The sequence below is a fragment of the Thermocrinis jamiesonii genome (genome assembly GCF_000702425.1).
Taxonomy (GTDB): domain Bacteria; phylum Aquificota; class Aquificia; order Aquificales; family Aquificaceae; genus Thermocrinis; species Thermocrinis jamiesonii.
Window position 1 is genome coordinate 13,102 of sequence record NZ_JNIE01000007.1, and the last position, 20,373, is coordinate 33,474.

Consider the following 20,373-nt stretch of genomic DNA (forward strand, 5'->3'; position numbering starts at 1 on the left):
AATAATATATTCTCACAAGGAGGAGTTGAAATTTGGCTTTGTGTTTTTTGGGCTTGGGAAGTAATGTAGGGGACCGCTTAAACTACATCCTAAAGGCCTTAGACCATATAGAAAATTACGGAAAAATTCTAAAGTGTTCCACGGTGTATGAGAGCCAGCCTTGGGGTGTTAAAGATCAGCCGAGCTTTCTAAACAGCGTGGTAATGGTAGAAACCAACCTAAGGCCCGTAGAACTGCTTCACCGGGTAAAGAAGTCGGAAATTCTTCTTGGAAGAAAGGACAGGGGTAGATGGGGACCTCGGGAAATAGACATAGACATCCTGCTTTACGAAGACCACATAATAATGCTTAGCTTTTTGAAAATTCCCCATCCCCATCTCTTAGAAAGGGATTTTGTTTTGATCCCCCTTTTGGAGATAGCTCCCCACCTTATACATCCCCTTTACAAAACACCGCTTTCGCAATATGTCAATAAAATTGAGATTTCTCTAAAGCCCTTTGCGTGTCTTTACGGTATAGATAGCAAAGGATAATAGGAAAAGAAGAACCATGATCATAACTATGGACCCACTGGGAGGTATGTTGTAGATCAGAGAAACAAAAATACCAAAGATTACGGATAAGAATGCAAACATAGCAGAAAGCAAAAAAGTTTGAAAGAAGGAGTTCGCTATCAGCAGTGCGGTCATAGAGGGAAGAGCTACAAAAGATGCAGAAAGCAAAAGCCCAGCCACCTTTATTGAAAGAACTATGTTTATACCCGCTAACAATACAAACATATAGTTCAAAAAGCTGGTGTTTATACCCCTTAACCTTGCTATCTCCTCATTAAACAGAACCAAAAATAGGTCATCGTACTTTAGTTTAAAGATAAGTAAAGATAGAATAAAAATCGCAAAGCTTAAGTATAACTCCATTTCTGAAACTGTTAGGATACTTCCAAAAAGGTAAGAGTATATTTCCTGACCCAAACTACCGCTTAAGGAGAGGATTATTACCGCAAGGGCTGTGCCAAAGGAAAAGAAGAGGGACAAAATAGTGTCTGAGGGCAGATTTTTCCTCTCCATCATGAACTGAATAAAAAAAGATACCAGAGCGGTGTAAATCAGAGTAAAGATAGTGGGTTCTACTCCGAATAGAAAAGACAGTGCTATACCACCAAAAGCTGAATGGGATATACCAGCGCCAAGCATAGAAAGTCTTCTCATAAGAAGATACACTCCCACCATAGAGCAAGATAGCGCTATAAAGATACCTGCTAAGATGCCTTGATAGATAAGCCCGAGGTTCTCAATGAAGTCCATAAAGTTCCCTTATGAGCTTGGTAAATTGCTCAGGATAGGTTATTTTATACTCTTGCATACCAAGGCAGAGCATCCTGTTGGCATTTCGCAAAACAAAGCCAATATCGTGAGAAACCACTACCACCGTCCTATCCTTGGCAATCTCCCTGAGGGTGTTTTCTATGTGTTCCTGAGCGTGTATGTCCAAACCTGTTAGAGGCTCATCCAAAATTAGAAGGTCTGGGTTTTTTGTAAGAGCCAAAGCCAAAAGCACCTTCTGCTGTTCTCCACCAGAAAGCTTAGCAAACTGCTTCTTTAACAGGCCCTCAAGGTGCAAAAAAGCTATAATCCAACCAACCTTTTCCTTCTTTGCGACCTTTCTAAAAAGCTCCTCCACCGTCCCAGTCCAAAACCTCTCCACGCTAAACCTCTGAGGCACATAACCTACCTTCTCCCAACGATTAAAGCTTTTGAGGTCTTCTCCAAAGATGTAGATCTTTCCACTGTGGGGCTTTAGGAAACCCAAAAGGAGCTTAAGGAGGGTGGTCTTACCACAACCGTTTGGACCCACTACGCAAAAGAACTCCCCTTTGTAAACAGAAAAGCTGAGGTCTTCTATAAGAGGCTCTTCCTTTTTGTATCTAAACCTTAAGTTCTCTACCCTTATTACCTCCTGCAATCTAAACCCTCTGCCAAAGATTGTAGGTTTCTATACATTATGGAAAAGTAATCGTCCTTTGGGTTGGTAGGATACAGGGATGTGTTTATCCTGTATATGCTTGCCCCCGTGTCTTGGGAAAGTTTTTTGGCAACATTGTCGCTGTAGCCCTCTTCCACAAAAATCGCTTTTATAGATTCTCTTTTCATCAGTTTGATGAGATTGAGTATTTCGGAAGGTTTGGGTTCCTCTTCCGCGTGGATTCCTTTGATACCAACCGCCTTAAGGCCGTAATCCTTTGCAAGGTAGCTTAAAGAATGGTGCGTGGAAACAAGCCATCTGCTCTTGCATTCAGACAGCACTTTACCAAATTCCCCATCCAGCTCTTTAAGTTTCTTGGAAAACTCTTCATACCTTTTTTGATAAAGTTCTCTGTTGTTGGGATCCATATCCACCAGTGCCTTGAAGATATTATCCACCAGTTTCTGATAGGACCTTGGAGACATCCAAAGGTGGGGATCCTTGTGCTTACCTTCGGTTATTAGTTCAATACCTTGGTGTAAAAAATAGAGTTTGCTTTTTTCCACTGGTAGCCTTTTTTCCCAACTTTCCAGTCCAAGAGTAAATACCGCTTTTGCATCCTTCAAAGCCTTACGATCCTTTGGTTTAAGCTCGTAATGATGAACATCTGCTTTTGCAGTTATCAGCACCTGCACTTTATAAATCTCTCCCGCTAAATACACCAAAGGATAGTAAATTGGATAAGTGGTGGCTACCAGAGATTCTTTGGAAAAACTCAAGCTTATCAAAATAAAGAAAGCCAAAACAAACCTCATGGTTTATACATTTTAAGCTTTAGGCTTGAGAAATTTTTCAACTAATTCTTCTTCCTTCAAAGGTGGAGAGTAGAAATACCCTTGGAGTTTGTTACAACCGAGTTTTTTAAGCAAATTATACTGTTCCTCTGTCTCCACGCCCTCTGCCACGCTTTCTATACCAAAGGTCTTAGAAATTTCTATTATAGCTTCAACAATTTTTTTGGCCTTTTCATCTTCAAGCATCTTCTTTACAAAAGAAATGTCAATCTTAACGCACCGAACTGGTAGCTCTGAAAGATAAGAGAGGGATGAATAACCAGTGCCAAAGTCATCTATGGATAAGCTACCACCCAATTTCAAAAAGTCACTTAGCACTTTTTCGTACTTAAGAACTTCAAACACTTCCCTCTCCGTTATTTCTATGTTTATACATCTTATAAAAAACTTGTCTTCAAAAAATTCTTCTAGAAGGTCAAAATTGGAAGGAGTTAGGTTTATACTGATACTTGGTATGCTATAGCCTGAATTCTTTAGCCTATGCAAAAAATTTTGCACACTCTTCAAAACAAATTTATCTATATCTCTCATTAGGTTCATGGATTCAGCTATAGGGATAAAGGTGGCAGGAGAGACAAAACCTCTTTTTGGAGAAAACCAACGGATAAGCGCCTCAACGCCAGATAGTTTTAAACTCTTGATATCTGCAATGGGTTGGTAATAAAGTAAAAACTCTCCCCTTTCCAAGGCTAAGGAAATTTCATCCTCAAAACTTAACCTTGTTCTAAACTCCGTTTCCAGACTAACATCGTACATACAATAACAACCCCTTCCCTGCTCCTTACACTTTTTTAGCGCCACAATCGCTTTATCAAATAGAGATCTACCATCTTCCGCATCCTTTGGATAGACTGCAACCCCTATGTTAGTGAACAATTTAACTTTTAGATCATCCACTTTTACATCCACTTCTCTTAAAGCTTCTATTCTATGAAGAATATCTTTAACGTCTTTATCTAAAAATATGGCTATTGCAAATTCATCCGAACCAGTCCTTGCAATAAGATGAGCTTCCGGGCATAAGCTTTTAAGCTTTTCTACAAAGGCCAATAGGATTCTATCTCCCAAATTAACGCCATAGTTTGCATTTATTAAGCTGAAATTGAAAATATCTACGACTAACAAGAGTAGTTTTTTTTGAAAACTCCTTGCTAAATCTATATTGTATTTCATATTTTCCAAAAATAACTTCCTATTTGGCAAGCCAGTTAATCCGTCGTAAAATTCTTTCTTGAACATATCTCTCTTCATAACCATTTTCTCAAGGGCCACTCCAAGGTTTGTAGCTAATTCTTCTAAAATCCTAAGCACATCATCGGTAAAGATTTCTTTCTCTGAAGAATAGAGGTTAATTACATACTTAACGCTATCTCCTACCTTTATTGGTATAGAGATTGCTGATTTAAAACCAAAACTGATTGCCTTATCTTTCCAACTGGCTTGCGGTATTTCATCAAGATTGTTAATTTTCGATATCCTGCCTGTTAAAAAGGCCCTTTTGATAGGATTGTCTGGAGAAGAGCCTTGATCTTCAAGGTTTATTTCCAAATCCTTTAAATACTCCACAACTCCATAGGCATAAACTACACCTACGGAACTGTTTAGTCTTTTTGCGATCCACACAAGTTCGTAATCTTCAGTTTTGTATATAGCCTCGCACGTTTTCTGGAGAAGTTCATACTCATCTTCACAAGTGCTTATTATTCTGACCATCTCTCCAAAGAGGAATCTAATCTTTTGCAGTTTGATTTCTTTCGTTACTTCATATCCTATGGATAAAAATCCTAGTGTTTCTCCTTTTTTAATTATAGGAATTATAGTCTTTCTTTCATAATAAATCTTTCCATTCTTTTTCCTGTTTATGAAAGTCCCATTCCAAACCTTTCCTGCCAAAATCGTATCCCAAAGCTCTTTGTAAAATTCTTTGGAATGGCGGCCAGATTTTAAAATAGATACCTTTCTGTTTATAGCTTCAAATGCACTGAATCCGGTGATCTTCTCAAAGGTCTCGTTCACAAACCTAATGATACCGCTTTTGTCTGTTAGCACTATAGAAACATTTGGAGAATTTAACACTAGTTCAAAAAGTTTTTTAAAACCAATCTTTTCCAACCTTAGGGTTTTCCCGTAGCTTTTTTCCAAAAGATTTTTTATTCTCTTTAACCTTGTTCTATCCTCATTTGAAAAGCTTTTTTTGTATTTAAATTCTAAGCATAAAACACCTACTACTTTTTTATTGTATCTTAGTATAAGATCCACAGTTGACTGTACGCCGAATGGTTTCCAGTAATTCTCAGAAAGCTCAGACGTTGAAGGGTCTTTATTTACATCTTCAGCAAAGATTATGCTACTTTTTAGCAGAGTTTTGTAATACTTCGGAAAGTATTTTAAGTTCAAGCTTTCTAAGCCTTCTAAAATATAATCATCTTTTCCAGCTTCGTAGTTATATACTGGAACTAAAAATTCATTCTCCACACGCCAGAAGTTACATCTGCTGGCTGACACTTCAACACATAGCAGTTTTAAAACCTTAGGAAGCGCAGAGTAAAACTCCCATTCCTTTACCAGATTCTCAATTTTATCCCAGCTCATTCTATCCTGTATCCAAAGCTCTTTACAAGTTCTGGCCTTTTTCTCCAATCGGGCTTTACTCTGACGAATAATTCTAAATAGACCTTCCTACCGGTTATAATTTCCAACTCTTCCCTTGCCATCTTGCCTATGGACTTTAGCCTCTGACCGTCTTTGCCTATGATTATAGGTTTGTAATTTTCTCTATCGACTATTATGTCTGCCTTTATAACCAGCACCCTTGGATCGTGGCTTCCGTCTGAGACCTCATTTACTACCACAGCCACTCCCTGTGGTATTTCTTGATGAACCTTCAGCAGAACCTTTTCCCTTATGATCTCCGCTGCTAAAAGTCTAAAGGGAATGTCTGTGGTCATCTCTTCGGGGAAAAGGGGCTCCCCTTCTGGAAGGTAATCAACTATAACCTTTAATAGTCTGTCTATGTTAAAGCCCTTTAGGGCGCTTATGGGAATTATTTCTTTAAACTCAGGATGCTTTTTGGAGATGTCTTCCACAAAAGGTAACAGATTTTCCAAAGGACCTATCCTATCTACCTTGTTTATCACCAAAAAAGTGTGCTTTTCCTTTGAATAGGGCTTTATGTAGGTTTCAAAAACCATTTCATCATCATCTCTCCAACCGTCCTCTGCGTCTATCATAAACAGTATTACGTCTGCATCCTGCAAAGAAGCTCCAGCTATGCCTATCATAGCCTCACCTAAGGCATCCCTTGGCTTGTATATACCTGGAGTATCCAAGAATATTATTTGGGCTTTATCGGGTATATTCTTAACGCCAAGAACCCTTATCCTCGTAGTTCCCGGCTTTGGAGATACTATGGATACCTTAGTACCTATCAAACTGTTTAAAAGTGTGGATTTTCCTACGTTTGGCTTGCCGACTATGGCAACATAACCAACCTTCATATCCTTTCCACTATAGCCTTTGCAAATTCTTCTGTAGATAAAGCTTTGGCATCTATGCCCATTTTCTTAAAGCCATTGGCTATGTCTGGGGTTCCTAACCTATCCTTTATAGTTTCCTTCACAGCGGTGTATATAAGTTCAGAAGCTTCTTTCCAACCTAAGTATTCAAGCATCATAGCGCCCGAAAGTGTTAAAGAAAGGGGATTGGCTATGCCCTTTCCTGCTATGTCATAAGCGGTTCCGTGGGTGCTTTCAAACAACGCATACCCATCTCCTATGTTTCCGCTTGGCACAAAACCAGGTCCTCCCACCAAGGCAGAAGCCAAATCGGATATGTAATCGCCGTTTAGGTTTTGAGTGATTATCACATCATAAGCCTCTGGCTTTAAAACCAACTGCATGAGCATCTGGTCTGTGATCACCTTTACCATAAGCACCTGTCCTTCCTTTGGCTCTCCTTCTGTTATAACTTTTCCTTCAAACTCTGGCTCCTTTGCCACCTCAAAGGCCCAGTTCATAAATGCACCTTCTGTTGCCTTCATGATGTTTCCTTTTCCTACAACCGCCACCACTCTTTTGTTGTTCTGCAGTGCATACCTTAGAGCTTTTCTTACGTGCCTTTTGGTCTTCCACTCGCTCATGGGCTTTACAGTTATTCCACAGTCTTCCGGCAGTGCATACTCAGAAACCCCCATCTCTTCTATGAAAAACTTCCTTACCTTCTGAGTTTTTTCATCCTTTGGCATGAATTCTATGGACATATAAACATCGTCGGAGTTTTCCCTAAAGATAGCTAAATTTACCCTCTCTGGGTTTGGTATGGGTGAAGGTTGTCCGAGCCAATAAACGGGTCTTATGGCGGAGTAGAAGTCCATAGACTGCCTTAGTATGGCGTTTAAGGACTTTCCTCCTTTTCCTACGGGTGTTCCCAATGGTCCTTTTATAGACACTATGGCGGACTTTAAAACCTCAAGGGTTTCTTGGGGCATTCTTTCACCGGTTTTTTCCTCTGCCTTGTCCCCAGCTAAAAGTTCCACCCAGTATATAGCCCTTGAGCCACCGTAAGCCTTCTCAACTGCCCTATTTACAACCATTATCATCGCCGGAGCAATTTCTGGACCTATCCCATCTCCTTCTATGAAGGGGATGATAGGATTGTTTGGGACCTCCAAGCTTTTGTCTTCTTTAAGCTTTATAAACTGCCCCTCTTGGGGTATAACCGCCTTACCAGACCAATAATAAACTCTTTCCATGAAAGTTTATTATAATGGTTTTATAGCTATGAAGAGAATAGCACTCATAGCTATCTTCTTTTCTTTTTCCTGTGGAGTGGTCAGAACAGGAGAGGAAGGCCTACAAAGATTTACCTTGAAGACTACGATAATAGAGAATGTAGAAAACTGCGAAAGTCTTATAAAAAGGGAATCATTGCGACCTCAGGTATGCGGAAGATGTAAAATTACTTTTGACAGTCAAAAAAAACGCTTGATAGTCGCAGAAACCGACGAGTGTGTTCCCTACGACTCATACGGCTGTGTCACATCCTTTGGGGAAACATTTTTGATAAATACTCTGTCTTGCAAAGCTTTATCTGAAAGATTGCCCAAGGTTCAAGAACAGCCTGTTATAGAACAAAAGAGGTAATAGGATGGCTTTGATCTTTGAGTTTTCAAAAGATAACACAAAGGGTTATAGACTGCCCAAACTGGACGTGCAAGAGGTAGATATTTCCCAATACTTAGATGAATACTACAGAGAGGATCTAAAATTTCCAGAGGTTTCTGAGCTCGAGGTAATTAGGCATTACACCAAACTCTCTCAAAAAAACTACGCCATAGACACAACTATGGTTCCCCTTGGCTCCTGCACTATGAAGTATAATCCAAGGATAAACGAGGAGCTGGCAAATAAAGAGGAATTTCTAAGCTTACATCCTTTTTTGCCTGAAGATTATGCGCAGGGAATACTGAGGATTATGTTTGAGCTTAAAGAATTTTTAAAAGAGTTGGGAGGATTTGCGGATGTGAGCCTTCAGCCTGCCGCAGGAGCCCACGGAGAGTTCTTGGGACTACTGATGATAGCAGCCTATCACAGAGACAAAGGAAACGATCATAAGACCAAAATACTTGTTCCAGATTCGGCCCACGGCACAAACCCAGCTTCCGCAAGCATATGTGGGTTTGAAGTAATAACAATAAAAAGTGATAAAAACGGACAGCTGGATTGGGAGGACTTTACGAGAAAACTTGATGACAGAGTAGCGGGGCTTATGATTACAAACCCAAACACCCTTGGCATTTTTGAAAAAAGGATCAAAGAGATAGCACAGCTTTTGCACCAAAGGGATGCCTTGCTTTACATGGACGGAGCTAACTTCAATGCTATAGTGGGTATGGCAAAGCCAGGTAAGTGGGGAGTAGATGTGATGCATTTTAACCTTCACAAAACTTTTTCCACACCCCACGGTGGTGGAGGTCCAGGCAGTGGGCCTGTAGGTGTGTCCGAAAGGCTTAAGCCTTATATACCGGTGCCTCAGGTTGAGTTTGACGGAAAGAAGTATTACCTAAATTGGAACATTCCAAAAAGTGTGGGCAAGCTTTTAAGCTTTTACGGGCACGTGGGTGTAATGATTAGAGCTTTGGCATACATCCTTTCTTACGGTAAAGAAATAGACAAAATTGCCAAATACGCAGTTCTAAACGCTAGGTATTTGTATCATCTACTAAAAGACGTTCTGCATGATCCTTATCCAAACTCACCTAAGATGCACGAAGTGGTCTTTTCTGGCTTGCCTTTGCAAAAAATGGGTATCAGCGTCCTTGATTTAGCTAAGGCTTTACTTGACGAAGGTTTCTATGCTCCAACCATATACTTCCCTCTTGTTGTCAAAGAAGCCATCATGATAGAGCCAACAGAAACAGAAAGCCCACAGACAATTGAACATTTTGCAAATACCATAAAGTCCATACTGAAAGAATCGCCGGAAACTATAAAGTCTAAGCCAGAAAAGACCGCAGTTGGAAGGATAAAAGAAGCCCAAGCAAACAGAAATCCTATTTTTAAAGTCTCATTGGCATAATCAAACAAAGATAGGGGTCTTTGTTAAAATCTACGCTTTCAAAAATTACCGGACTATCCGCATCAAAGGCTTTTATGTAAATTCTATCAGAATCAAAGCTATCCAAAGCTTCTAAGATATACTTTCCGTTAAAACCTATTTCAATAGGCTCTCCGCTGTAATCTATATCCACCTCGTCTTTTCCTTCACCAAACTCCGGCTCAGATATCTCAAGTAAAAGCAAGTCTTTTGTAAAGGAAAGTTTTACAGGAAAGGCAGATGCGGACGCAATGGCAGAAAGTCGCTTTAGAGACTTCTCTAAATCTTCCCTATCCACTACCGCAATAACCCGAAAGTCGGAGGGAATAACCGCAAGATAATCGGGATATTCACCCTCCAAAAGCCTAACCGAAAGGGTCCAATTTTCTCCCTTCACGTGGGCAAAGTTTTCGTCTTTGCCCACAGAAACCGCTCCTATTGTGTCTTTAAGCAGTTTTTCCAAAACTTTTAAGCTTTTACGTGACAGCAAAAGCTCATCCTCAAAGGTCTGCTCAGGCATAAAAAGGGCAAGACGGTGTCCATCAGAACCGACAAAGTGAAGCCTACCGTCATGATTGCGAACATACATTCCCTGCAAAGCATACCTTGTTTCTTCCTTTGATACCGCATATTCCACCTTTGATATAGCCCTTGAAAGAATAGAGCTTGGAATTTGGTCTTTTACGATCACCTGTGGAAATTCAGGAAATTCAAAAGGATCCGCACAGACCAACTTAAATTGACTTCTCCCGCCTTTTACTATCAGCTTATCCTCCACAAGTTCCATATAAACTTCTGCGGAGGACAAATTCTTCACTATAGACTGTATTTTGTTTGCATTTACAGAAGTTTCTCCTTTGATCTCAACCCTTGCGGGAAGGTCAAATACTAAAAAGTTCTCCAAATCTGTAGCGTAAATATAGAGTCTGTCCTCGTCCGCAGTCAGTTTGAAGTTGTTGAGCACAGGAAGGGCAGATTTTCTTTCGGTAGCGGACTTTGCCTTTGAAAGTGCCTCCTCAAACTCTATTCTATCTACAAAGACTTGCATGGATTATGTATTATAATCAATATCCGTGAAAGTTTTAGTAGTTGGGAATGGTGGCAGGGAACACGCCATAGCTTGGAAGATAAGTCAAAGCCCGCTTGTAAAAGAAGTTTTTATAGCAAAGGGCAGCGCCGGTGTTGATGCAAAGAGGGTAGATATTAATCCAACGGATGTTAAAACTTTGGCAGACTTTGCTCAAAGGGAAGGTATAGACTTTACCATCGTAGGTCCAGAGGCTCCCTTGGTGGAAGGTATAGTGGATGAGTTTGAGAAAAGGGGCCTTAAAATATTCGGTCCATCGCAGAAAGCGTCCCTCTTAGAAGCCAGTAAGGTATTCGCAAAAGATTTCATGCTAAAGCACGGCATACCCACTGCAAACTTTGAAGTTTTTGACGATCCAGACAAAGCCAAAAGATTTATCAGAGATTTTGGTGCGCCTGTTGTCGTCAAGGCGGATGGTTTGGCAGGTGGAAAAGGAGCTATAGTTTGCAAAACAGAGCAAAGCGCAATAGAAGCGGTGGATTTTCTGATGGTAAGAAAAGCTTTGGGAAAAGCTGGGGAAAGGGTTGTGATAGAGGAGTTTTTGGAAGGAGAGGAAGGGTCTTACATAGTTATGGTCAATGGGGAAGAGTATATCCCTTTGCCTACCTCCCAGGATCACAAAAGACTCTTGGACGGAGATAAAGGGCCAAACACAGGTGGTATGGGCGCTTACTCTCCTAATCCTTTCATTGACGAAAAAACTGAACAAGAGATAAGAAAAAACATCATAGAAAAAACCCTAAAAGCTCTTGCAAAGGAGGGTATATACTACAGAGGGTTTTTATACGCCGGACTTATGCTAACTTCCGAAGGTCCAAAGGTTTTAGAGTTTAACGTAAGGCTTGGAGACCCAGAAGCACAACCTTTGCTGATGAGGATAAAAGGGGACTTCCTTGAAAAGCTAATTAACTTCTATGAAGGAAGGAGTATAAGTTTGGAGATAGACAACAGGTGCGCTCTGTGTGTAGTTCTTGCAAGTAAGGGATATCCCGAAAATCCAGAGGTAGGTAAAGAGATCAGGGGTTTGGAGGAAGCAAAAAAAGAGGAGGTTATCATATTTTACGCTGGAACTAAGATAGAAAACGGTAAGCTTTTGACCGCAGGGGGCAGAGTTTTAAATGTGTGCGCATGGGGTGAAGACATAAAAGAGGCAAAAGTAAAAGCTTACAAAGCAATTGAAAAGATAAGCTTTGAAGGTATGCAATACAGAAAGGATATAGGGGACAAAGCTATCAGGTTTTTGGGACTTTGAAAGCTTTATAAACTGCAGAAAAGTCAAGGTTAGATAGACCCATTGCCTTTGCAAGTCCGTAGGCTTCTTTTATGTTCTGTAAGGCAAAGGTAAAGCCTCCTACGTCTTTTACAAGGTCTTGGGCGTAATGGAGGTCTTTGTGTATAAGCTCCACCGAAAAGTGAGTGGAGAAGTCTTCTTCCAAAAGTTTTTGCTTTTTTACGTCCAGAATGTAAGACCTTCCTGCACCGCTGTTTAGCACATCTATTATAAGCTCTTTGCTAAAACCTGCTCGCTCCCCTATGGCTATGGCTTCCGCCAAGATCTCCATAAATCCACCCAAGACTATGTTATTTATGAGTTTAAGCTTTGTCGCATTGCCTACTTGTCCCACGTAAAAGATGGTCTTGCAGTATTTTTCAAAAAGTGGCTTTAGCTCTTTAAACTTTTCCTCCTCTCCAGCTACCAGGATGGTAAGCTCCCCCTTTTGGGCAGGTATCACACTGCCAAGCACGGGCGCATCCAAGTAGCTACAGCCAAGCCCTTTTAGTTCGTTGTATGCACTCTGCACGTATGCGTAGTGATTTGTGGTCATATCTACAAGAGTCTTTCCCTTTAGGTCCCCTTCCACCAATCCTCCTTTGCCAAAGATCACTTCTTCGCTGGCTTTGGAGTCAAAAAGGATAATCAGAATGGTATCCACCATCTTTGTAAGCTCTGATGGCCTTTCTGCTATTTCCACTCCCAAGTCTAAGGCTTTTTCTTTTGTTCTGTTCCAAACTACAAGCTCCACACCCTGAGATAAAAGCCTCTTTGCAATAGTTTTACCAAGCACACCCAAACCTATAAATCCTACTCTCATGAAGATTGATTTTAAAATAAGAACCGATGTTTTTCCTTTTATTGTTTTTACCTTTCAGCATACTTGCCAGCGAGCTTACCCTTTGCTATAAGGCTTACTATTTGTTTTTCCCTGTAGCCCGCACCTGCATAACCTACAAGCAGGAAGGAGAAAATCTAAAGGTTTCAAGTTGGGTCAGAACCATCAACGTAGGTAGCCTTGTAAAAAGGGTATATAACCACGGCTATGCGGTAATTTACATAAAAAGTTTAACTCCAATTGAGTTTTTCTACCACCAAGAAGAAGGAAGCTTTAAGAGAAGACAGCACTATACCTTTAAAGACTCAAAGATTTACGTAAAAGAGATACACTACGTAGAGCTAACAGAAGAACAAGAAAGGATAGAGGAAAGAGTTTATGATTATACGGATTATGTGGATCCCTATACCGCAAGTTTGATGCTATACAAGAGCGCTCTAAAAGAACAAAGCGGAAACTTGAAGATGTTTTACGATGGCAAAACTTACAGCATACCATACTCCGTGGTGGGTGAAGAGTGGGTATTGGAAAAATACAGGGCTTTGGTTTTAAACGTGCAACCCAATATAAAAACAAAAGGACTTTTGAAGCCAAAAGGTATGTGGAGACTGTGGATAGATAGGGAAAATTTGTTTCCTGTAAAGATGCAGTTGCTTTTTGTTTTAGGAAGTGTAAAGGCGGTTCTGGAAGAGGTAAAGGGAGATATAGAGCTTTTAAAGAGGATACTTTTATGAGTCCAAAGGATGCGATTATCTTAGGCTTTGTTGAAGGATTGACAGAATTTTTGCCAGTATCTTCCACTGGCCATCTTATACTCACAGCCCATATATTAGGCTTAACTCACAATGAATTTACCAAAAGCTTTGAGATTTCTATCCAGCTTGGTGCCATACTGGCGGTTTTTTCCCTTTACCTAAAAAGATTCTTAACAGACTTTGAAACATGGAAGAGAATAATATTGGCTTTCCTTCCTACTGGCATACTTGGCTTTATCCTTTATAGGTTCATCAAAGGCTACTTGATCGGAAATGATTTGGTGGTAGTAGTTAGCCTTCTCTTAGGTGGCGTTTTTTTGATTTTTGCGGACAGGTGGTGTGAAAGATTTTGCCATATAGATCAAGTTCAAAAGTTAGCCCTTAGCAAAGCTTTTGTGATTGGTCTTTTTCAGTCTTTGGCTATGGTGCCGGGCGTATCCCGAAGCGGAGCAACAATAATAGGCGGTATGCTTATGGGACTAAACAGAAAACAAGCAGCAGAATTTTCCTTTTTGCTGGCAGTGCCCACCATGCTATCCGCCACAGGCTATGACCTTTACAAGTCCTACTCTCAGTTTAGCTTTCAGGAGTTTCATCTTTTGGCAATAGGCTTTGCAGTTTCCTTCTTAACAGCCATCCTATCAGTAAAGCTTTTCCTAAGATTTGTATCTTCATACAGTTTTCTACCCTTTGGTATCTACAGAATGTTAGTTAGTCTCTTGTATTCATACTTCTTCTTGTTTTAGCTGGATCCATCGTCCGTTGGTTTTAGAATAATAACACTCTGGTTTGCCGATGTTTAGTTTTTTGAACTTTTTGTATTCTTCAATATTTTTTAAAAATTCCTTCATGTGTTCTTCCGAATCAAAGAAAAGATATTGATCTGCACACTTTAACACGACGTAATCTTTGTTTTCCCTTATTACTGCCGAACACAAGGCACAACGCGTATTTTCCGAAGGCTTAGGTGGTGGAGCGTTCTTTTTGTCTTTGTAAGCCCAATAGAGCATTGCTAAAATAGAACCAATGGCAAAAAACTCATACACCACAGCGTGGAAAAAAGACAGCACTCCCAACAAAAAGCTCAACGCGGTGGTAAATATCCCACCTACTGTAAGAATGGCGGTTATGAATATATACCTTACTCTTGCACCCAAGAATATTAAAGCTATTATGGAAGCTATGCCAATGGCTCTAAGAAGACCTACGAGGATTATAAGAATGTGTGCAAGCTCATGCATTTCCATGACTAAAAGTGGGCTGGGCGGGAGTCGAACCCGCGACCCACGGATTAAGAGTCCGTTGCTCTGCCAGCTGAGCTACCAGCCCTTATATTGTTAATTATAAACCCTAAAAGACCATCCACCCTAAGGTCAAAGTCAAGGTAGAATAAATTTTCTGAAGGTTTAAGTTTAAAAAAGTCTTTTAAAGTGGTTAGGTAAAGCTTTTCCTTTTTTAGCACGAAGTTTTTGTAGTGATAGTGGTCTGGAAAGCTCAAAAACTTTTCAACTTTTATCCCAAGCTTTACCAAGGTCTGAAAAAACTGCCCGTTGTCTCCCAAAGCGGAAAAAGCAACAAAGGTTTTGTCTTTGTGATCCACAATCTTTCCATCAGCGGAAACTATCCTCCAGTTGGTCCTGTAAAGTTTAAAGACAGGCTTTTCTAAGGTAAGATCCCATTCCTTTACATCTTGGTAAGAAAGCACCACAGCATCAGCCCTTTTGAGCGCACTTAATGGTTCTCTTAAACGTCCAAAGGGCAAAAGCCTGTCTTTTAAATCCCCTTCCTTTAGAAGCACTATGCTTAGGTCAGGTTTTAACCTTCTGTGTTGAAACCCATCGTCAAGGATTATAACTTCCGCTTCAAGCTCCTTTATCGCAAAGTTTCCTCCTAAGACCCTGTCTTCGCACACCAACACGCTTGAGTTTTTCAAGACCTTTGAGAGCATGTAAGCTTCGTCTCCTACCTCTTCCCAACCTGCTTTAACTTCCCCTCTGTAGGATGCCACCAAAAGGCCCTTAGTTTTCCTTTTGTATCCCCTCAAAAGCACCGCGACATGAAATTTTTCAGAAAGAGCATTTGAGATAAACCTTACCAAGCTTGTCTTTCCACTGCCACCTACCGAAAGATTCCCTACGCATACAACAGGCACATCCAAGGCATAAGACTTCAAAATCCCCCTATCGTATAGCCAATTTCTGAGCTTTACAGCGTAGTAGTAAGGATTAAAAAGGTTCATTTCAAAAGATAGCCTTTTGAGTCTTTAACAAATAAAAAGAAAAACAGCACACCACCCACTATAGCGCTTATATACTGAGTTATAAAACGCCAAAGTATAACGAACCCACCCACAGCTGAAAGTGAAAGAAAGCTGGAGAAAACCTCTATCCCACCCAGCTCACCCACCCCACTACCACCCGGTGTAGGACTCAAAAATATAGCGTAAAGCAATATTATTTGAGCATAAGTGGCTTCATAGAAACTTACAGACTGCTCAAAAGCCTTTATCAAAAATGCACCAGAGAGCAAAAAGGATACATAAAGCAGCACACTATAAAGTGTAGCAAAGGCTAAGTGTAGTTTCTTGTTTTTCAAAAATAGCTTAGTCACTACCAAAAATCTGCTAAAGGTATATTTTACTTTCGCTATCAAACTTGATTTTTGCGCAGACCTATTGAAGAGTATCCTTCCTATTCTGTAAAATGCAAGGCTAAACAAACTGATAACCAACAAAATAACCAAAAGCCTTAGAACAACCTGAGGATTTCTGTAGAAGTAATGCACCACAATGGGAATGAACAGAAGAAAAAAGACTGCCCCCGTTATAGTCTTCATAGTAACAATGCTCATCACTTTGTGCAATCTAGCACCTTTTCTGGAAAGAGTATAAAGAGACATCATCTCTCCCCCCACGTGGGCGGGAGTTATAGTAGCTCCAAAGGTGTTTATGAAAGAAATAACGTAACCATACAGAAAAGGATAGTGCAGATTCATTGCCCTTGATAGGATAAAAAGTCTAAGGTTGTCAAAAGTGTGGTACAAAAACATACTAAAAAGGGAAAGCAAAACAAATCGCTTATCCAAGGATAAAAAAACCTCAACTAAATCTTTACTTAACGTTCTTTTTATCACATAAACAAAGGAAAGAAACAGGATAATAACAGTTATAAAAATTCCGTAAAGAAAGGACCTCAGCACTGTATAATATAGTTTAATCCATGAACATCTTTTTGCTCGGTTCTGACCAAAGAATAGTGCGTGCTGCAAGGGTTTCTTTCGCCAAAGACGAACAGGTGCAAATAGAAAGGGACATAAAGCTCATAAAATATCTATTAGAAAACAGGCACTCTTCTCCCTTTGAACACGTAGTAGTTGCCTTTGAATCTTCGGAAGATTTTTGGCTTGATCTTTTGAGAAGAGTAAAAAATCCTACCTTTCAAGCTTACTTTGACGGAAAGTTCATCTGGCTAAACCTTAGAAACATTATCAATGCGTTGGATTACATACCTCAAAAGGTTATGCATACGCTCAAAGAAAGGCTCCCAGCGACATATGCTGTGATAAAAGGAGAGGAGGTAAATGGCTATTCTACCGATAAGGCTTACATAAGGGAGAAAAGGGAAACCTCTTCGGGATTTATTGCTTTAGTAGATAGTTTAGAGCTGGACAGCCCTATGGACTATTACACTTTTGTGGTGGAGTGTCCCATATTTGTTGCAAGGCAATGGTTCAGGCATAGGTTTGGTTCTTACAATGAAGTAAGCAGAAGGTATGTAAGTTACGAGCCAAGCTTTTATATACCCACTTACCTTAGAAAGCAAGCAAAACGTAACAAGCAGGCAAGCTTAGACCAACCAGTGGAAGAACCCTGGAACTCCCAATTTTTAGAAAAGATTGGCTTTTACATCAAAGAGTTAAACAAATTGTATCTTCAGATGGTAGAAAAAGAGGTAGCAAAGGAAATAGCGAGGGGCATATTACCTCAGTTTATGAAAACGCGCTTTTATTGGACAGTGCCAAGGATTTCATTGGATAACTTTATAAGCCTTCGCATCCATGAGTCAGCCCAAAAGGAGATAAGAGAGTTTGCCTTAGCTATAAAGGAAATGGTAGGATATAAAGAATGGGACAAAACTATGCGACTTTGAGGGTGCCCGCAAGCACGAGCAACTTAGGTTCTGGCTTTGACACCTTGGGCCTTGCCCTAAGTCTTTACAACTACTTTACCGCCGAGCCTTCAGACAGATGGTCCTTTGAGATAGAAGGAGAAGGAAAAGATCTACCTAAGGATGATGAAAATTTGTTCGCAAGGGTGTATATTAGAGCTTGCGAAGTTTTTGGGGGAAGGCCTTTTCCCCTGAAAGTTAAAATGATAAACCACATACCTACAGCCAGAGGTTTAGGTTCTTCTGCTACAGCCATAGTCTCTGCGTTAAAATTTTGGGAACTCTTTCAGAGTAAAGAGTTAAGCGTTGAAGAAAAGCTAAGGGTAGCCTTTGAGTTTGAACCTCATCCAGACAATCTGCTACCTGCCCTTTTGGGAGGCTTTCTGATTTGCGCCGTGGATGAAGGTGTTTATTACCAAAGGCTTGACTTTCCAGAGGACATAAAGATTGTGGTTTGCATACCAGATTTTGAGCTTTCAACCAAGAAAGCAAGGGAAGTTCTAAGGAAGGAAATCTCTCTAAAAGATGCGATTTACAACCTTCAGAGGGCAAGTCTTCTGATTGGCAGTCTCTGTAAGAGAAACTATGGGCTTTTGAAGGAAGCGGTAAAGGATAGACTGCATCAGCCATACAGAAAGGAGCTAATTCTGGGTTTTAACGATGTATTAGAGAGTGCCTACTCTTCTGGAGCTTTGGCGGTGTTTTTAAGTGGTGCAGGTCCCACAGTAGCTTCTTTCTGCTTGGAAGAAGAAGACAAAGTAGGAAAGGCTATGGTATCTGCCTTTGAAAGACATGGCGTGCGCGCAAGATATTTGTCCCTTTCTGTGGATAAAGAAGGTGCGGTCTTTACCAAACCTCCAGCTTGATTGGTTTTAGATTGATAACCTTTGGCAGGACTTCTCTAAGCTGTTTGTGATTAACCTTTATAAAAACTTCCATCAAGCTTCCGTAAGCCCTTGTTATCACATTTGGGATAGACTCTAAGGCTTTTGTTTTTTCCTTTGTAAATACCGCAAGTATAATCTTTGAGAAGGGCGGTAGGTTTTCTTCTCTTCTTCTTTCCAGTTCTGCTTCCAAAAAATCCTCTCTTAGGTAATTTTCTATGATCTCCTTGTCCAAAAAGCTCTGAATGTAAAATCTCTCCTTTGCTATAGCCCTTGCTCTGTGGATGTATTTCCAAAACTCTTCCTCTGCGTTTAGGCTTGGAACAGAAAGAATGTTGTCTCCATGGACCAAGAAGACCTTCTTATATACTCCCGCCACAGAAGGTTTTGTATCAAAGTGTATGTTTTCCCTTAGAAGACCATGCCTTTCTACTTCTTCCATAACCCTTTCTATACCAAACCCGTATTGCTCTATTTTCCCTCCACAGTGGGTGCATTCAGCAGGACCTTTCCACTTACACCTTGTGCAATACAGGTTGTTTGCTTTACTCAAAGTCAAAAAGGTTCCACACCTTGGGCAATCCACCAAAAAACCACACTTTGGACAGTATGCGTAAGAGTATCCCGTTTTTCTCACCAAAAGTAAAGAATTATCCTCAAGTTCAGAGAGAAGTTCCTGAGTAAGGATCTCCTCCGGTTTTCGCTTCAATAGCCTAACCTCCGCAGAATAGCCCAAAAACTCCATCTCCCACTGACCACTTTTAACCCTTTGATACGTATCCACCCCAAGGGCACAGGTATAATAGAAAAACTGACAGCCGTAGTATTTATAAAGCTGAGAGACAAAGTTCCTAAGGTCTATGTATCTATTAAGTTTGGTGTAGTAGTCGTCAAAAAGCACTACTGCGTAAAGATCTTTAAACGGAACTAAAAGTCCCATCCTTCCAGTTAGAACTATCCTACCCTTTTCCTGAGCCAAAAACCAGTTCTTGATAAACTGTTTTGGACTTTCAAAGGACGATAAAGAAACTACCCTATCTCCAAAGATAGGCTTTAGCTCTCTCAAAAGCCAGCTAAGGGTAGGATTGTAAAAGGAAAATATGGCTAAGCTTTTTCCTTCTCCCAGAGCGTCTTCTATCAGCGCAAAAAGGCTTTCTGCAAGCCTTGAAAGGCTTCCAACCACCACCGTAGGCTTTTCCAGTTTTTTTACCAAAAAACCTCCACCCATCCTAAGCTCGGACCTTGGATTTATCGCAAAGTTCTGCATAAGCTCCCTTTCAACTTTCACAATACCACGAGAAATAAGTGCTTTTAGATCTTCAGAGGAAAAACCTTCCTCCCTTAACTCTTCCCTTGAAGCGTAAAGCCTTTCTCTCAAATAAGCCAAAAGCCTTACCCTTTCTGCGTATCTTTTTGTCCTTCTCAACTTAGATAGGGCTACCTCAAAGGGAACGTTTAACTTAAACAGCTCCACCTCCACATCGGGAGCAGACCAGTCTTTTTTTACCCTTAGCAGTCCCTTCTTTACAAGCATATTTATCAACTCACTTCCAAACCTTTTCTTTGCTAATTCCTCTTTTACCAACTTCCTATCCGCTATCCAACTAAGAATTTGCCTTGTTTTTGGGTCCAAAGCCTGAAAAGAAGATAAAGAAACTTCAAGAAAGCTTTCTTCCGTCCAATTCCAATGAGAGGGAATAAGCTCCCACATCAACTGCCAAGTGGGTAATCCATAGATTAGGGCTAAGTCCTTTACCGCCTCCAAGTTTTTAAGGTCTGTAAAAGGTAGCTTGTCCGGAAAGACCAAAGACTCCTCTTTTCCCTCCTCCGCAAAACCAACCACTACGCCTGTTCTTCCGTTTATCAATACCCTATAGCCTATGGGGGAGCCTTTGTAGGGAAAGGAAGTCCTTACCTTCAATATCCTCCCACCAGGTATAGCTATTTTCAAACACGAGAG

At 40.5% G+C, this 20,373-nt stretch carries 20 protein-coding genes and 1 tRNA gene; 8 read left to right on the forward strand and 13 right to left on the reverse strand.

The genetic code is table 11. The features are described from left to right. Positions 1-32 precede the first annotated feature (32 nt). A complete protein-coding gene (folK, locus tag K217_RS0106850) occupies positions 33-533 on the forward strand; it encodes a 2-amino-4-hydroxy-6-hydroxymethyldihydropteridine diphosphokinase (protein WP_029552379.1) in 501 nt (166 codons plus the stop codon). Here the strand turns inward: folK and K217_RS0106855 are convergent. From K217_RS0106855 to K217_RS0106880, 6 genes are read right to left on the reverse strand one after another with little or no spacing between them, the layout of a single operon-like run. Further along, the gene (locus tag K217_RS0106855; RefSeq protein ID WP_038028153.1) at positions 489-1,304 is read right to left on the reverse strand and encodes a metal ABC transporter permease; all 816 of its coding nucleotides are present in this window, start codon (positions 1,302-1,304) and stop codon (positions 489-491) included. The two genes, folK and K217_RS0106855, sit on opposite strands and share 45 nt — an antisense overlap. Beyond that, positions 1,291-1,962, reverse strand: coding sequence for a metal ABC transporter ATP-binding protein (locus K217_RS0106860; RefSeq protein ID WP_029552381.1), 672 nt, complete (start codon positions 1,960-1,962; stop codon positions 1,291-1,293). The genes K217_RS0106855 and K217_RS0106860 overlap by 14 nt, the downstream gene beginning before the upstream one ends. Beyond that, complete coding sequence (locus K217_RS0106865; protein ID WP_029552382.1) at positions 1,950-2,777, reverse strand: metal ABC transporter substrate-binding protein; 828 nt, start codon at positions 2,775-2,777, stop codon at positions 1,950-1,952. The genes K217_RS0106860 and K217_RS0106865 overlap by 13 nt, the downstream gene beginning before the upstream one ends. A 12-nt stretch (positions 2,778-2,789) precedes the next feature. After that, positions 2,790-5,408: an EAL domain-containing protein gene (locus K217_RS0106870; RefSeq protein WP_029552383.1), complete on the reverse strand. Its 2,619-nt coding sequence runs from the start codon at positions 5,406-5,408 to the stop codon at positions 2,790-2,792. Next, positions 5,405-6,313 carry a GTPase Era gene (gene era, locus K217_RS0106875; protein WP_029552384.1) on the reverse strand — a complete coding sequence of 303 codons (909 nt, stop codon included), beginning with the start codon at positions 6,311-6,313 and terminating at the stop codon, positions 5,405-5,407. Before era ends, K217_RS0106870 begins: the two co-directional genes overlap by 4 nt. Next, the gene (locus K217_RS0106880) at positions 6,310-7,566 is read right to left on the reverse strand and encodes an NADP-dependent isocitrate dehydrogenase (RefSeq protein WP_029552385.1); all 1,257 of its coding nucleotides are present in this window, start codon (positions 7,564-7,566) and stop codon (positions 6,310-6,312) included. The genes era and K217_RS0106880 overlap by 4 nt, the downstream gene beginning before the upstream one ends. Positions 7,567-7,594: 28 nt before the next feature. Between K217_RS0106880 and K217_RS0106885 the strand changes: the two genes are divergently transcribed. Both K217_RS0106885 and gcvPB read left to right on the forward strand, forming a co-directional pair. Beyond that, positions 7,595-7,957, forward strand: coding sequence for a hypothetical protein (locus K217_RS0106885; protein WP_038028155.1), 363 nt, complete (start codon positions 7,595-7,597; stop codon positions 7,955-7,957). Positions 7,958-7,961: 4 nt separating this feature from the next. Next, positions 7,962-9,392 (forward strand): aminomethyl-transferring glycine dehydrogenase subunit GcvPB, encoded by a 1,431-nt coding sequence (gcvPB, locus tag K217_RS0106890; protein WP_029552387.1) that lies wholly within the window; start codon positions 7,962-7,964, stop codon positions 9,390-9,392. Here the strand turns inward: gcvPB and dnaN are convergent. After that, complete coding sequence (gene dnaN / locus K217_RS0106895) at positions 9,373-10,458, reverse strand: DNA polymerase III subunit beta (RefSeq protein WP_029552388.1); 1,086 nt, start codon at positions 10,456-10,458, stop codon at positions 9,373-9,375. The two genes, gcvPB and dnaN, sit on opposite strands and share 20 nt — an antisense overlap. Positions 10,459-10,483: 25 nt before the next feature. Between dnaN and purD the strand changes: the two genes are divergently transcribed. After that, positions 10,484-11,749: a phosphoribosylamine--glycine ligase gene (gene purD / locus K217_RS0106900; RefSeq protein WP_029552389.1), complete on the forward strand. Its 1,266-nt coding sequence runs from the start codon at positions 10,484-10,486 to the stop codon at positions 11,747-11,749. Here purD and K217_RS0106905 read toward each other — a convergent pair. Further along, the gene (locus K217_RS0106905; protein WP_029552390.1) at positions 11,730-12,590 is read right to left on the reverse strand and encodes an NAD(P)-dependent oxidoreductase; all 861 of its coding nucleotides are present in this window, start codon (positions 12,588-12,590) and stop codon (positions 11,730-11,732) included. The two genes, purD and K217_RS0106905, sit on opposite strands and share 20 nt — an antisense overlap. 26 nt (positions 12,591-12,616) lie before the next feature. Between K217_RS0106905 and K217_RS0106910 the strand changes: the two genes are divergently transcribed. Together K217_RS0106910 and uppP are read left to right on the forward strand one after the other, a co-directional pair. Beyond that, the gene (locus tag K217_RS0106910; RefSeq protein ID WP_029552391.1) at positions 12,617-13,342 is read left to right on the forward strand and encodes a DUF3108 domain-containing protein; all 726 of its coding nucleotides are present in this window, start codon (positions 12,617-12,619) and stop codon (positions 13,340-13,342) included. Further along, positions 13,339-14,109: an undecaprenyl-diphosphatase UppP gene (uppP, locus tag K217_RS0106915; protein WP_029552392.1), complete on the forward strand. Its 771-nt coding sequence runs from the start codon at positions 13,339-13,341 to the stop codon at positions 14,107-14,109. Before K217_RS0106910 ends, uppP begins: the two co-directional genes overlap by 4 nt. On the opposite strand, the gene K217_RS07675 is transcribed toward uppP, so the two are convergent. The 4 genes from K217_RS07675 to K217_RS0106935 form a co-directional block, all read right to left on the reverse strand. Beyond that, positions 14,089-14,604, reverse strand: coding sequence for a hypothetical protein (locus K217_RS07675; protein ID WP_155991135.1), 516 nt, complete (start codon positions 14,602-14,604; stop codon positions 14,089-14,091). The genes uppP and K217_RS07675 overlap by 21 nt on opposite strands. Before the next feature lie 15 nt (positions 14,605-14,619). Continuing rightward, a tRNA-Lys gene (locus tag K217_RS0106925) sits at positions 14,620-14,692 on the reverse strand. After that, the gene (gene lpxK / locus K217_RS07680) at positions 14,655-15,602 is read right to left on the reverse strand and encodes a tetraacyldisaccharide 4'-kinase (RefSeq protein ID WP_081820047.1); all 948 of its coding nucleotides are present in this window, start codon (positions 15,600-15,602) and stop codon (positions 14,655-14,657) included. Before lpxK ends, K217_RS0106925 begins: the two co-directional genes overlap by 38 nt. After that, the gene (locus K217_RS0106935; RefSeq protein WP_029552395.1) at positions 15,599-16,561 is read right to left on the reverse strand and encodes a flippase-like domain-containing protein; all 963 of its coding nucleotides are present in this window, start codon (positions 16,559-16,561) and stop codon (positions 15,599-15,601) included. The genes lpxK and K217_RS0106935 overlap by 4 nt, the downstream gene beginning before the upstream one ends. 20 nt (positions 16,562-16,581) lie before the next feature. Between K217_RS0106935 and thyX the strand changes: the two genes are divergently transcribed. Beyond that, positions 16,582-17,511: an FAD-dependent thymidylate synthase gene (thyX, locus tag K217_RS0106940; protein WP_029552396.1), complete on the forward strand. Its 930-nt coding sequence runs from the start codon at positions 16,582-16,584 to the stop codon at positions 17,509-17,511. After that, positions 17,487-18,395 carry a homoserine kinase gene (gene thrB, locus K217_RS0106945; RefSeq protein ID WP_029552397.1) on the forward strand — a complete coding sequence of 303 codons (909 nt, stop codon included), beginning with the start codon at positions 17,487-17,489 and terminating at the stop codon, positions 18,393-18,395. Before thyX ends, thrB begins: the two co-directional genes overlap by 25 nt. Here the strand turns inward: thrB and K217_RS0106950 are convergent. Continuing rightward, positions 18,376-20,334 (reverse strand): primosomal protein N', encoded by a 1,959-nt coding sequence (locus K217_RS0106950; RefSeq protein ID WP_155991136.1) that lies wholly within the window; start codon positions 20,332-20,334, stop codon positions 18,376-18,378. The two genes, thrB and K217_RS0106950, sit on opposite strands and share 20 nt — an antisense overlap. Positions 20,335-20,373: the final 39 nt, after the last annotated feature.

Excerpts from the sequence above, each read along its gene's own strand:
- K217_RS0106905 (WP_029552390.1), bottom strand. The coding sequence starts at position 12,590 with ATGAGAGTAGGATTTATAGGTTTGGGTGTGCTTGGTAAAACTATTGCA.
- lpxK (WP_081820047.1), bottom strand. The coding sequence starts at position 15,602 with ATGAACCTTTTTAATCCTTACTACTACGCTGTAAAGCTCAGAAATTGG.
- K217_RS07675 (WP_155991135.1), bottom strand. The coding sequence starts at position 14,604 with ATGCATGAGCTTGCACACATTCTTATAATCCTCGTAGGTCTTCTTAGA.
- K217_RS0106870 (WP_029552383.1), bottom strand. The coding sequence starts at position 5,408 with ATGAGCTGGGATAAAATTGAGAATCTGGTAAAGGAATGGGAGTTTTAC.
- gcvPB (WP_029552387.1), top strand. The coding sequence starts at position 7,962 with ATGGCTTTGATCTTTGAGTTTTCAAAAGATAACACAAAGGGTTATAGA.
- K217_RS0106885 (WP_038028155.1), top strand. The coding sequence starts at position 7,595 with ATGAAGAGAATAGCACTCATAGCTATCTTCTTTTCTTTTTCCTGTGGA.
- K217_RS0106855 (WP_038028153.1), bottom strand. The coding sequence starts at position 1,304 with ATGGACTTCATTGAGAACCTCGGGCTTATCTATCAAGGCATCTTAGCA.
- K217_RS0106910 (WP_029552391.1), top strand. The coding sequence starts at position 12,617 with ATGTTTTTCCTTTTATTGTTTTTACCTTTCAGCATACTTGCCAGCGAG.
- dnaN (WP_029552388.1), bottom strand. The coding sequence starts at position 10,458 with ATGCAAGTCTTTGTAGATAGAATAGAGTTTGAGGAGGCACTTTCAAAG.
- era (WP_029552384.1), bottom strand. The coding sequence starts at position 6,313 with ATGAAGGTTGGTTATGTTGCCATAGTCGGCAAGCCAAACGTAGGAAAA.
- K217_RS0106880 (WP_029552385.1), bottom strand. The coding sequence starts at position 7,566 with ATGGAAAGAGTTTATTATTGGTCTGGTAAGGCGGTTATACCCCAAGAG.
- thrB (WP_029552397.1), top strand. The coding sequence starts at position 17,487 with ATGGGACAAAACTATGCGACTTTGAGGGTGCCCGCAAGCACGAGCAAC.
- uppP (WP_029552392.1), top strand. The coding sequence starts at position 13,339 with ATGAGTCCAAAGGATGCGATTATCTTAGGCTTTGTTGAAGGATTGACA.
- K217_RS0106865 (WP_029552382.1), bottom strand. The coding sequence starts at position 2,777 with ATGAGGTTTGTTTTGGCTTTCTTTATTTTGATAAGCTTGAGTTTTTCC.
- thyX (WP_029552396.1), top strand. The coding sequence starts at position 16,582 with ATGAACATCTTTTTGCTCGGTTCTGACCAAAGAATAGTGCGTGCTGCA.